Here is a 12,254-nt window from a genome sequence, read left to right as displayed (position 1 = left end):
GACTAGACTTGACAATAAATGACAATTAGCTGACGCTGACCCTCCATGGACTACGCCCCGAGGAGGGACATATGAGCTCCGCTCCCGCATGGCCGACCGTGGCCGCCGAGCCGGAGGAGAGCGGCACCGAGGGCCGCAGCGAGCACCGGCGCGCGGCGGCGTTACGCCGGGTCCGGGACTACCTGGCCGAGGACGGCGGAGCGGTCCACGAGCTGCTGTGCGAGATCTCCACCCACCGCGCCGCGCGCTACGAGATCGACGCCACCGTCGCCACCCTCGACGGGGCCCTGGACGAGGTGGCCGCCCACCGGCCGGGGCAGGTGCCCCGGCTCGCCGCCTTCATGCCGTCCAACGTGATCCTCTACTCCTACGCCCTGTACCTCCTCGTGCCCGCGCTCTACACCGACGAGCTGGTCTTCCGGCCCTCCAGCCGGGTCAAGGACCAGATGGTGCGGCTGCACGCCCTGCTCGCCGAGCGGCACCGGCTGCCGGTCACCCTCAGCGGCGCCAGCCAGCGCGAGTTCCTGCGCACCGAGGTGCTCCCCGCCGACGTGGTGGTCTTCACCGGCGCCTACCGCAACGCCGAGCAGATCCGCGCCCAGCTCTCCCCGGGGCAGCTGCTGCTCTTCTACGGCTCGGGGGTCAACCCGTTCGTCGTCGCCCCCGGGGCCGACGTCGCGCAGGCCGCCCGCGACGCGATCGCCATCCGGACCCTGAACACCGGCCAGGACTGCCTGGGCCCGGACCTGTTCGCGGTCCACCACACCCTGCTCGACCCGTTCCTGGACGCGCTGGTCGGCGAGTTGAAGGGGCTGCGCTACGGCCCGTACACCGACCCCGCCGCCGACTTCGGGCCGATCTTCTACGACGGGGCGCTGGAGGAGGCCGCGCAGTTCCTCGCGCGCCACCGCGACGGCATCGTGCACGGCGGCCACGTGGACTTCCGCGCCCGGCGGCTGGACCCCGCGGTCGTGGTCGGCGAGGAGATCACTCCGCGCACCCACGTCCCGGAGTTCTTCGCCCCGATCTTCAACGTCGCCCCCTGGCGCGACGAGGAGTCCCTGGCCGCCACCCTGACCACCGGCATGTTCACCGAACGCGCCCTGGGCTCCAGCGTCTACGGCCGGGCCCCCGCCCTGGTGGAGGCGCTGCGCCGGCGCACCACCGTCACCGTGGACACCACGCTGCTCTCCATCGACGACGGCAACGCCCCGTTCGGCGGCTACGGCCGGATGGCCAACTACATCTTCGACGGCCACGAGGTGCGCGCCGAACCGGTCCTGGTCTCCCGGGCCGTCGCCACGTACCGCACCCCCGGGGCCGCCCGGTGACCGGTCACACCTACCCCACCGCCTGGGCCGCGGTCGCCGGCTTCGTGCAGCACCTGGGGGCCCGGGCGGTCTTCGGGCTGCCGGGCGACGACATGGCGCTGCTGGGCGAACTGGAGCGCACCGACACCCCCGTCGTCCTCTGCCGCGACCAGCGCAACGCGGTCTTCATGGCGACCGGTTACGCACTGGCCGCCGGCCGTCCCGGGGTGTGCGTCATCGGCAAGGGCCCGGCGCTGACCAATGCGCTCACCGGCGTCCTGGAGGCCCGCTCGGCCGCCGCCCCGCTGCTGCTGATCGCCGACGGCACCCGCCTGGACCGGCTGGGCACCGGCGCGTTCCAGGAGCTGGACCAGCTCACCGCGGTCCGCCCGTACGTGAAGTGGGCGGCCCGCGCCGACACCCCCGAGCGGCTGCCCGCCCTGCTGGAGAAGGCCGCCGCCCTCGCCGTCAACGGCACCCCGGGGCCGGTCTACGTCGAACTGGCCGAGCAGCTGGCCGAGTCCGCCGTCACCCGCACCGGTCCGTGGCGGCCGGTCGCCGCGCAGCGGCCCGGCCCCGACCCGGACGCGCTGGCCGCCACCGCCGCGGTGCTCGCCGCGGCCCGCCGGCCGCTGCTGCTGGTCGGCGGCGGCGCCCGGCACCGCAACACCGGCCGGCGGATCGAGCGGCTGGCCGAACGGCTCGGCGCGGGCATCTTCAGCACCGCCTCGGGCCGCGGCGCGGTCGCCGAGGACCACCCGCTCTACTGCGGCGTCAGCGGCCTGTACGCGGCGCCGCCGGTGGACGCGCTGTGGCGCGAGGCGGACCTGGTCGTCGCGGTGGGCAGCCGGCTGGAGGAGACCGCGACGTTCGGCTGGCCGGACGACGCCGGGAGCCGGCTCCCGGTCGTCCAGGCCGTCCTGGGCGAGGACGGGCTCACCACGGAGCGGCCCGGGCAGTACGTGCTCGGGGACGCCGGGCGGACCGTGGACGGCTGGACGGAGCTGCTGGCCGGGCACCGGCCGGAGAGCGCCTGGCCGGAGCGGATCCGCCGGGTGCGGGCCGCGCTGGACCGGCGGGCCGCCGAACGGGCCCGCCGGGCGGCGAAGGAGGCCCCGGCCGGCACCGTCCCGGTCTCCGCCGTCCTGACCGCCCTGGACCGCGCGGTGCCCGCCGACCGGATCCTCGTCCAGGAGAACGGCCTCCAGGACATGTGGTCGTACTACTTCCCCCACTGGACGCTCGGTGCGGACGGCGGGTCCGTGGTGCCCAGCGAGCAGACCCCGCTGGGCTTCGGCGCGGCCGCCGCGGCCGGGGTCCGGCTGGCCGCGCCGGACGGGCGCCCGGTGGTGGCGCTGGCCGGCGACGGCGCGTTCCACCTCTTCCGCTCCGAGCTGCCCTCCCTGGCCGACGCGGGCGTCGCGGTGCTGTACGTCGTCCTGGACAACGGCGGCTACGGATGGCTCCAGACCAACCTCGACCGGGTCTCCGGGAGCACCTCGCGGTTCGCTTTCACCGCCGAACGCCCCACCGGGACCGCGGGGCCGGCCGCCGCCTACGGGCTGGGCCACCGGCGGGTCACCGAGGCCGGGGAGCTGGCCGCGGCGCTGGCCGCGGCCTGGCGGGAGGTCGCGGCCGGCACCACCTCGGTGGTGGAGGTCGCGGTGGCGCTCACCGACACCCCGCCCGGTATGGCCGGCGCGGCCGGCGACTTCCCCGAGCGGGAGGGCGCGGAGCCGGCCGGCGGCTGAGGCGGGGCCGGGAACCGCACGCGGGCGGGCGCTCACGGGAGCGCCCGCCCGCTGCTGTGCGTGCCCCGGCCCGTCCGGCCACGGGGGATGCCGGGTGGGGGCCGGGGCACGGCTTCTTCGTACGGAGGGGGCCACGCCGAGGCGTGCGGGGGAGGGCGCCACCGCTCCGTACGGACGGGATCAGGTCTTGGCGGCGAACTTCGCCAGCGCGAGCGGGGCGGTCACCGCGGTCAGGGCGGCCGACCACACCAGCGTCCAGAGCACCGGGCCGGCCACCGGGCCCTCGCCCAGGGCGAGTCCGCGGGCGGCGTCGGCCATGTGGGTCAGCGGATTGATCCGGGTGAAGCTCTCCAGCCAGCCCGGCATGGTGTCCGGCGGCACGAACACCGACGAGGCGAACTGGAGCGGCGTCAGGACCAGGACGGACAGCCCCTGGATGGCCTGGGCGCTGCGCAGGGTGAGGCCCAGCAGCATGAAGATCCAGATCAGCGAGGTGCCGAAGACCGTGGTCAGGCCGATCGCGGCGAGCAGCCCGGCCCAGTGCCCGGCGACGTCGAAGCCGAGCAGCGCGGCCACCGTCAGCAGCACCGCGAGGGCCACCAGCATCCGGCCGGTCTCCACCACGACCTTGGCGATCAGCACCGAGGAGCGGGCGACCGGCATCGCGCGGAAACGATCCATCAGCCCGGTGCGGAAGTCGGCGTTGACACCCGTGCCGACGGCCATCGCGATGGTCATCCCGAGGATCACCATCAGACCGGGCACCAGGAAGGCGGTGTACCGGACGCGCGAACCGCCGCCGATCGCCCCGCCGAAGACGAAGACGAACAGCACCGTCAGCACCACCGGCATCAGCAGCGCGTCGGTCATCGACTCCGGGTTCTGCCGGATGTGCAGGAGGCTGCGGCGGGACAGCGCGCCGATGTGCCGCAGGTGGGACCGCAGCGGTATCCGGGGCTCGTCGCCGGGCGGGGCCGGCGGAGCGGGGCGCGGCAGCACCGGGGGCGGCGTCATGGGCTTCTCCTCTTCTCGGCCGGGGGCGCGGCCGCGGACGGGGGCGGCGCACCGGCACGCGGACGGTGCCGCGGGGTCAGGGGCGGCTGCCGCGGCGCTCGTCGAGCCACTTCTGCCAGTAGGTGCGGCGGTCGCTGCTGGGGTGGGCGACGATGATGTCGCCGAAGACCGCGGAGCCGGTGACGCGCACGGCCGGGGCGGTGGCGTCCGGGCCGGAGTGCGCCCGGGTCAGATCGCGCACATCGCCGAAGACCTTGCTGCACGCCATCTCGACCCGTACCCCTTCGGGGAGCAGAAGATGCACATCGCCCACGATCGCGCGGGCGGCGATCGTCACGCCCCCGGAGGCCGGGGCCGGCGAGGCGCACAGGTCCAGGGTGAGGTCGCCGAGGACGGCGGTGGCCTCGATGCCCTTGTCCAGGTCCGGGCTGCTCGCCGTGAGGTCGCCGAAGACGGCCTTGAAGGCCCGCTGCCCGGTCGCGGCGCCGGGCGGCGGCGGGGCCGCCACGGCCGGGAGGTCGGCGGCGACCGAGGCCAACTCCTCGCGGGTGCGCGCCAGATAGGCGGCCTCGTACCGCTCGGCCAGCTCCTCCAGGGTGAGCCGGCCCTCGGCGGCGGCTTCCCGCAGGCGCTCGATCATGTCCTCGCGTTCGGCGTCGGAGGCCAGCACGGAACCGGGCCGGGAGGCCGCCGGGTCGGGCGTCAATTCCTTGTGGAGATCGGGGCGTCGGGGCTGGGTCATGGGAGGTGCCTCCGCTGGTCGGGCGGTAGTGGTGCGGGGCGGGCGGGCCGGCCGCGCACCCCATCCGACCACGTCAGGCGGGGTGCGGGCATCGGCGTGCGGTACTACATCGAAAGGTGCAGCCGGCGCCGGGGGACTGTCGCACTCCCTCCGGCCGACCGTCCGGTTTTCCGTTCCGCGGCGCCCGCCGTCCCGGTCCGTTCCTTAATGCTCCGGGCACCAACGAAATGGTCCCGTTGCCGCCGTGTGAAGGCAGGTGAAGAATGCGGAATCCGTATCGACTTCTTGTTGACTGCTTGGTAAAGTGCGCAGCAATCATTGTGACTCGGCGATTTGTGCATCCGCCCGGAGTCCTCAACCGTTCGAATCCGGAGGGTTTGTCGAATGCCTGAGCCGGCGGACACCGGAAGGCGAATCAAAGAGCTCCGGGTCAGCGCGGGATTGACCCAGCACGAACTCGCCGGGGCCGAGATGTCCGCCAGCTACATCTCCCTTGTCGAACGCGGGAAGCGGATTCCCAGCGGCCGCGCGCTCAAGATCCTGGCGGAACGGCTCGGGGTCGGCGTGACGGAAATATCGGACGGCAGCGAGCCGGTGGAATCCCTCGGCCGGGTCCGCCGGCTGGACCTGGTCGGCCGATTGGTCGCGGCCCGCCGGCAATGGGAGGGCGGCGACGCCGAAGGCGCGCTGCGGGAATTCCGTTCGCTGGCCGGCAGCGAACCGGACGGCCGTCCGGACGACGTGAATACCGAGGCGCAGCTCGCCATTGCCGAAATACTGGGCTCGCTGGGCCGCGCCGAGGAGGGCGCGGACGTGCTGCTGCGGATGCTGGACGGGCTGGCCCCGGCCGCGTACGCCGAGGCCCGGCTGCGCGCCCTGATCGCCCTGGCCGACCTGCTGGAATCCGCCGGCCGGGTCCAGGACGGGCTGCGCTACGCGCTCACCGGCTCGCTGGAGGCGGCCGCCGTCCGGGCCCCGGGCAGCGCCTTCCACTCGGTGCTCGTCCTGGACGTGCTGACCCGCTGCGCCTACTGGAGCGGCTGCGCCCACTGGGCGCCGGAGGCCGAGGAGGCGGTGCGCCCGGCGGACGGCGTGCTGCCCGGGCCGCGGGCCGGGATCGACCTGCACCGGGCGCTGGACCTGTGGGACCGCGGGGAGACCGACCGGGCGGCCGCGCTGCTGGAGCGGACCGCGCGCCGGGTCACGCCCGCGGCCGGCTTCCGGCTCTGGGAGACCGTCAACGGGCGCCACGCGCTGCTGCTGCTGGCCCGCGGTGAGCGGACCGCCGCGCGCAGCATCGTCGAGCGCGGCCTGGTCGTCGCCTCGGTGGCGCAGGAGGCGGACTTCCCGCTCTGGCTGACCACCGCGGACGCGGTCTGCGCGGAGGCGGCCGGCGAGGGCGAGCGGGTGGCGGCGCTCGGCGCGGAACTGGCCGCGCTGCCGGACACCGGGCGGTGCCACGAGAAAGCCGCCGCGCTGTCGGAGATCGCGGCGGCCTGTGCGCGGCTGGGGGACCGGGAAAGGGCGGCCGGGCACTTCCGGTATTCCGCGGACCTGTTCCGGCGGGCCCAGGCGTACCGGCACGCCGACCGGGCCCGGGAACGGCTGGCCGGCCTCCTCGGAAAGTGCCGCTGACGCCTGCCGGGGCGCCGTATCGCCGCGGCGGCGCACCGGTCGGAAAGGCGGCCGGTGCCGCAAATGCCCGTAAATATGCCGCCTAGGGGCGGTAATTGCGGAGTTATTTATTAGCTTTCTTTCCCAAGCCCAGGAGTGCGAACAGCGCCTCCGCGCCGCCGACGATCGCCAGGATCAGCCCGGCCTTGTGGAGCGAGACCACCGGTGTCTCGACTTCCTTCGTGGTGAGCCAGAGGATCACGCCGACGATCGCCAGGAAAATGCCGACGGCAATACCCTTCATGAGTTCCCTCGTCCCTTGTCGCTGGTGCGGAGCTGGTTGACCGCTCCAGGGTCCCGTCCGGCCCGGGGCCGACGGATCATCCGCAGGTAGGCACTTTGCCCGGCGGCGCCTGTCACTTTCTATGTACGCGGCGCCCTCCCCGGAGGAGGCCGCCTTCTCCCCGGCCCCGCCGTACCGGGGCGGCCCCGCCGCACCCGGGCGGCACCGGTGCGCCCGGCCGCGGCCGGGCGCACGTCCCCACGCCCCCTCCGGAGCGTCCCGCCCCACCGCCTCTCCCCCCTGTGCAGTCAATTTTCATGACTCGTCAAGTCACGTCCAGCTGGGTGTTTTCGCTGGTGGCGGCCGCTGTCGGGCCCAGTGACCAGTCGCTGCACCGCAGGTGACTCTGCCGCATCCGTTGACAAGCCAGTGACTCGGCTGTCATCTTTCTAGTCATGCGGACGCCCCGTTCGTGACAAGGGGCTGAAAGTCAGGAGGGATTCATGGAGTTACGAGCAGCGGAGCGGCGGCGGGTCGTCGTCACCGGCTGCGGCGTGGTCTCCCCGCTGGGGAACACCACCGCCGACTTCTGGACCGCCCTCCTGGCCGGCCGCAGCGGCGTCACCGCCGTCACCCGGTTCGACGCGGGCCACCTCCCCGTCCGGATCGCCGGCGACGTCACCGGGTTCGACCCGGTCGCTGCCGGGGTCCTGACCCCCCAGGAGGCCCGCCGCACCGACCGCTTCACCCAGTACGCCGCGGCCGCCGCCGCCCAGGCGCTGGCCGCCGCCGGGCTCGAACCGCCCGCCGGTATCGACCCGCACCGCTTCGCCGCGGTCATCGGCTCCGGCTACGGCGCCGCCCCCGCGATCCAGCAGCAGTACGACATCCTCAAGGAGCAGGGCGCCCGCCGGGTCTCCCCGTACCACTCGGTGCTCACCGCGATCGACCACCCGGCGAGCCTGCTCTCCATCAAGTACGGGATATCCGGACCCAGTTGCGCGGTCTCCGCGGCCTGCGCCACCGGCGCGGTGGCCATCGGGGAGGCGGCCGAGCTGATCCGGCACGGCCGCGCCGACATCGCGCTGGCCGGCGGCACCGACGACTCGCTCACCGCCGTCGACCTGGCCGGTACCGCCAACGCCAAGGCGCTCTCCCGCCGCAACGACGATCCCGAAGGCGCCAGCCGGCCCTTCGACCGGGACCGGGACGGCTTCGTGATGGCCGTCGGCGCCACCGTCCTGACCCTGGAGGAGGCCGGGCACGCCGAACGGCGCGGCGCGACCGTGCTCGCCGAGGTGGCCGGCTACGCCGCGACCACCGACGCGCACCACGCCACCGCCCCCGACCCCACCGGCGCCGGCGCCGTCCGCGCCATGCGGGCCGCGCTCGCCGACGCCGGCCGCGAACCCGACGAGGTCGGCCAGATCAGCGCCCACGGCACCGGCACCGTCCTCAACGACCGCATCGAGGCCGCCGCCCTGCGCGAGGTGCTGGGCCCCGACACCCTGCGCCGCACCCCGGTCACCGCGGTCAAGAGCATGACCGGGCACATGCTGGGCGCCTCCGGGGCCGCCGAGGCCGCCGCGGCGGTGCTCTCGCTGCGGGACCGCGTGATCCCACCGGTGCGCAACTGCGACCACCCCGCCGAGCCCGACCTCGACGTGGTCACCAAGGGCCCCCGCGACTGGGACGGCGAGGTGGTGCTCAGCAACTCGTTCGGCTTCGGCGGCCACAACGCCGTCCTGGTCCTCACCCGCTACCGCCCGTGACCCGCGCCGCGCCCCCGGGCGCCCCGTCCGCCGACCCACGCGACCACCGAAGGAGGGAGAACGCACCATGCAGGGACGACTGGTGACCTTGGAATGGCCCGGCGACGACGACTGGGCCGCGATCGCCTCCTGGCTGCGGCCCGGTTCGCCGGCGGCCGTGCTCAGCGGGGACTGGGAGCTGCTGGGCGCCGCCGAGATCGAGCAGGCCAACCGCTCGGGGCGGGTCCACCACATGGTGATCCGCACCAAGGACGGCGACCGCATCGGCACCGTGAGCTACCAGCGCTCCGGCCGGATCGGCGGCTACACCGTCGGCGGCGCGATCGGCTCCCCCGAGCTGTGGCGGCGCGGATACGGCGCCGAGGCCGTGGTGCTGCTGGTCGACTACCTCTTCCACCAGCTCGACGCCCACCGGGTGCAGGTCACCACCGCCGGCTACAACAAGGGCATCATCCGGCTGATGACCAAGACCCCGTTCGTGGTCGAGGGCATCCTGCGGGACCACTGCTACCTGGACGGCGCGTACCACGACTCGATCATCTGGGGACTGCTGCGCGAGGAGCACTACGCCTCGCTGAAGCCCAGTGACGACAACCGCGTCCTGGCCGTCGGACTCGACGACTTCCTCTCCGACGAGGACAAGGCCCAGGCCCGCGAGGTGCTCTCCGCGCACCTGGCCGACGGCGGCCGCACCGCCCTGGCGGGCTACCTCGGCGGGACCGGGCCGCGCGCCGCCCGCACCGGCGCCGGTGAGCGGGGTGCGGCATGAGAGACGGCGCCGAGAGCTTCGCCCTGGCCGACCGCACCTTCTTCGACTGGCCCGGCAACTGGGACCTGGAGGCCACCCGCTTCCCCGCCCCGCCGCTGCCGGCCGGCTGGACCCGCGAGGACAACGACTCCTGGACCGTGTGCCGCCCGCCCGAGGACCGGCTCCCCGACCAGGGCTGGAAGATCCACGTCAGCGCGGCCCCCGAGGACACCGAGCGCACCCTCGCCGACGTCGCCGGCTACTGCGCCCGGCACGGCATCGCCTTCAAGTACCTCAAGAGCGCCAACGTGCAGCGCGCGCTGAGCCGCAAGTACGCCCAGCGCTCCTCCGCCGGCAAGCTGCTGACCGTCTACCCCGCGGACGAGGCCGAACTGGCCCGCACCCTGGAGGGACTGGACGCGCTGGTCGGCGGCCGCCCCGGCCCGTACGTCCTGACCGACCTGCGCTTCCGGAAGGGCCCGCTGTACGTCCGCTACGGCGGCTTCCGCACCCGCTGGATGGAGGACACCGACGGCGACCTCGTCACCGCCCTCCGGCGGCCCGACGGCAGCCCCGAACCGGACCGCCGCACCCCGGTCTTCCACACCCCCGACTGGGTCGCCGTCCCGGACATCCTCAAGGACTCGCTCGCCGCCCGGCAGGCCCTCGACGACTTCCCCTACAAGATCACCGGTGCGCTGCACTTCTCGCACGGCGGCGGCGTCTACCGCGCCGAACCGGCCGGCCCGCACGCCCTGGGCGGCGGGGAGCGCACCGTGATCCTCAAGGAGGGCCGCCCGTACTCCGGCACCGACGGCGTCGGACGGGACGCGGTCGCCCGGCTCGCCCACGAGCACCAGGTCCTGACCCGGCTGGCCGGACTGCCCGGCATCCCCCGCACGTTCGGCACCTTCCAGGTCCGCGACCACCTCTTCCTGGTCCTGGAGGAGGTGCAGGGGCAGGACTTCCAGTCCTGGCTCGCCGGGGTCTACCCGCTGACCGCGGCGGAACCCGACGAGGCGGCCGTCGCCGCCCACCGGGACCGCGCGCTGGCCCTGTTCGCCCGCATCGAGGAGCTGATCGCCTCGGTCCACGGCCGCGGTATCCGCATCGGCGACCTGCACCCGGGCAACTTCATCATCCAGCCCGGCGACATCCCGGTCCTGCTCGACTTCGAGGTGGCCGACGACCTGGACCGGGCCACCCCCAGCAGCCTCGGCGCCCCGGGTTTCCACCGGGCCGGCGCCACCGGCGCGGACGGCGACCACTACGCCCTCGCCGCGATCGCCCTGTGGATGTTCCTGCCGCTCGCCGCGCTGGGCGGACTGGCCCCCGACAAGGCGTCCACCCTGCTGGACATCGCGGCCCGCCGCTTCGGCCTCCCCGGGCACCTGGTGTCCCGGCTGGCGCCGCAGCTGGCCCCCAACGACGCGTCCACCTCGCCGCTGCGCAGCCCGCAAGGGCCCTTCCCACCCGCCGACGTGCTCGCCTCGATCGGCCGGGGACTGCGCGAGAGCGCCACCCCGCACCGCACCGACCGGCTCTACCCCGGCGACTTCCAGCAGTTCGCCGAGGGCGGCGCGGGCTTCGCCCACGGCGCCGCCGGCGTCCTGTGGGCCCGCCGCACCGCGCTCGGGGAGCACGACGAGGAGGGCATGGCCTGGCTGCGCGCCGCCGCCGACCGCGTCCCCGCCGAACGGACCGGCTTCTACGACGGCCTGCACGGCATCGCCTACGTCCTGCGGGAGCTGGGCGACGCGGAAGCGGCCCTGAAGGTCCTGGACCGGGCCGCGGCCGGCCTGGCCGTACGCCACTGCCCCAGCCTCTACCGCGGCCTGTCCGGCGCCGGTCTGGCCCTGCTGCACTTCGCCGCGGACCTGGACAGCACCACTTTGCGGGAGCAGGCCCTCGGCCTCGCCGACCGCGTCACCGCGCGGCTCGCCGCGGCCCGCACCGAACCCGTCGAACGCAAGCGCCGGCGCGGCTCCACGCACGCCGGGGGCCTGATGTTCGGCTGGTCGGGACCGGCGCTGTTCCTGCTGCGCGCCCACCAGGCCACCGGGGACCCGGGCCTGCTGGACGAGGCGGTCCGGGCCGTCCACCGCGACCTCGACCGCTGCGCCCCGGGCCCGCAGGACACCCTCCAGGTGGACGAGGGCTTCCGGCTCCTGCCCTACCTGGACAACGGCAGCGCGGGCATCGCCCTGGTGGCGGCCGAACTCCTCCGCCACCGCGACGACGCGCGGATCCGCGAGGCGCTGCCGGCGCTGCTGCGGGCCTGCTCCGCCGACTTCGTCATCGAGGCGGGCCTGTGGGGCGGCCGGGCCGGGCTGATCGGCACCCTCGCCGCGCTGCGCGACCACGTACCGCTGCCCCCGCAGGACGCCGAGCGGCAGCTGCGCCGCCATCTGGCCAACCTGCGGCAGCACGCCATGACGCTGAACGGCGCGACGGTCTTCCCCTGCGACGGCCGGGCCCGGATCTCCATGGACGTGGCCACCGGAGGCGCCGGCGTCCTGCTGGCCCTCGCCACCGCCGAACGGGGCACCCCGCTGCTGCCGTTCCTCACCGACTCGCGGTCCGCCGCGGCCGTCGACCCGGCCGTCCCGGAGCGCGCCCGCGGTGCCCTGCGCACCGTGACCCCCGCCGTCCCGTCCGGGACCGCGGGCCCTGCGGAGAGCGGAAGGGAGGTGTCGTAAATGACCATCATGGACCTTCAGGGCCTGGAGGTGCCGGGCGAGCGTGACGCCCAGGCGCTCGGCTCCACCGTCAGCACCGGCTGCTGAATGTGAGGCGGCGGGCCGTGCACCGTCATTGCCCGGCCCGCCCGCCCAGGTGCCCCGCAACGGCACCTGACACAACGGCGCTGCTGTCCACCGTTCCTGCTCACCCCGCGAGGGAGGTGTCTTACATGACCATCATGGACCTTCAGGGCCTGGAGGTGCCGGGCGAGCGTGACGCCCAGGCGCTCGGCTCCACCGTCAGCACCGGCTGCTGACACCCCATCCGGTGTCCGGGAA

Annotated in this window: 11 protein-coding genes; 8 read left to right on the top strand and 3 right to left on the bottom strand. The window is 74.5% G+C overall.

Annotation, left to right across the window (positions count from 1 at the left end; genetic code table 11):
- The first annotated feature begins 71 nt into the window (after positions 1–71).
- Both MUU72_RS11885 and MUU72_RS35605 read left to right on the top strand, forming a co-directional pair.
- On the top strand, positions 72–1,331 hold the full coding sequence (locus tag MUU72_RS11885) for an aldehyde dehydrogenase family protein (RefSeq protein WP_248013148.1): 1,260 nt from the start codon (positions 72–74) through the stop codon (positions 1,329–1,331).
- Positions 1,328–3,061: a thiamine pyrophosphate-binding protein gene (locus MUU72_RS35605; protein WP_248013147.1), complete on the top strand. Its 1,734-nt coding sequence runs from the start codon at positions 1,328–1,330 to the stop codon at positions 3,059–3,061. The genes MUU72_RS11885 and MUU72_RS35605 overlap by 4 nt, the downstream gene beginning before the upstream one ends.
- 180 nt (positions 3,062–3,241) lie before the next feature.
- Here the strand turns inward: MUU72_RS35605 and MUU72_RS11875 are convergent, their stop codons facing one another.
- Entirely contained in the window at positions 3,242–4,075 is an 834-nt protein-coding gene (locus MUU72_RS11875; protein ID WP_248013146.1) for an ABC transporter permease, read from the bottom strand.
- Positions 4,076–4,151: 76 nt separating this feature from the next.
- Positions 4,152–4,817 (bottom strand): DUF1707 SHOCT-like domain-containing protein, encoded by a 666-nt coding sequence (locus tag MUU72_RS11870; protein ID WP_248013145.1) that lies wholly within the window; start codon positions 4,815–4,817, stop codon positions 4,152–4,154.
- Positions 4,818–5,201: 384 nt separating this feature from the next.
- Here MUU72_RS11870 and MUU72_RS11865 point away from each other — a divergent pair, with 384 nt between their 5' ends.
- Positions 5,202–6,452: a helix-turn-helix domain-containing protein gene (locus MUU72_RS11865; protein ID WP_282503972.1), complete on the top strand. Its 1,251-nt coding sequence runs from the start codon at positions 5,202–5,204 to the stop codon at positions 6,450–6,452.
- A 103-nt stretch (positions 6,453–6,555) separates the two neighbouring features.
- Here the strand turns inward: MUU72_RS11865 and MUU72_RS11860 are convergent, their stop codons facing one another.
- Positions 6,556–6,735 carry a DUF5708 family protein gene (locus tag MUU72_RS11860; RefSeq protein ID WP_066984706.1) on the bottom strand — a complete coding sequence of 60 codons (180 nt, stop codon included), beginning with the start codon at positions 6,733–6,735 and terminating at the stop codon, positions 6,556–6,558.
- Positions 6,736–7,217: 482 nt separating this feature from the next.
- On the opposite strand from MUU72_RS11860, the gene MUU72_RS11855 reads away from it, so the two are divergent.
- The 5 genes from MUU72_RS11855 to MUU72_RS11840 all read left to right on the top strand — a co-directional run bounded on the left by MUU72_RS11855 (position 7,218) and on the right by MUU72_RS11840 (position 12,232).
- On the top strand, positions 7,218–8,486 hold the full coding sequence (locus MUU72_RS11855) for a beta-ketoacyl-[acyl-carrier-protein] synthase family protein (protein ID WP_248013143.1): 1,269 nt from the start codon (positions 7,218–7,220) through the stop codon (positions 8,484–8,486).
- Positions 8,487–8,553: 67 nt separating this feature from the next.
- On the top strand, positions 8,554–9,255 hold the full coding sequence (locus MUU72_RS11850) for a GNAT family N-acetyltransferase (protein ID WP_248013142.1): 702 nt from the start codon (positions 8,554–8,556) through the stop codon (positions 9,253–9,255).
- A complete protein-coding gene (gene lanKC, locus MUU72_RS11845) occupies positions 9,252–11,933 on the top strand; it encodes a class III lanthionine synthetase LanKC (RefSeq protein ID WP_248013141.1) in 2,682 nt (893 codons plus the stop codon). Before MUU72_RS11850 ends, lanKC begins: the two co-directional genes overlap by 4 nt.
- A complete protein-coding gene (locus MUU72_RS35870; protein WP_234430859.1) occupies positions 11,934–12,020 on the top strand; it encodes a class III lanthipeptide in 87 nt (28 codons plus the stop codon).
- 125 nt (positions 12,021–12,145) lie between these two features.
- On the top strand, positions 12,146–12,232 hold the full coding sequence (locus MUU72_RS11840) for a class III lanthipeptide (protein WP_234430859.1): 87 nt from the start codon (positions 12,146–12,148) through the stop codon (positions 12,230–12,232).
- The last annotated feature ends 22 nt before the right edge of the window (positions 12,233–12,254 follow it).

Origin of the sequence: Streptomyces rhizoryzae (assembly GCF_023155275.1) — a bacterium.
Lineage (GTDB): Bacteria > Actinomycetota > Actinomycetes > Streptomycetales > Streptomycetaceae > Streptomyces > Streptomyces rhizoryzae.
The sequence above is the reverse complement of the archived record's forward strand: the minus strand, read 5'-3'. Positions and strand labels throughout refer to the sequence as shown.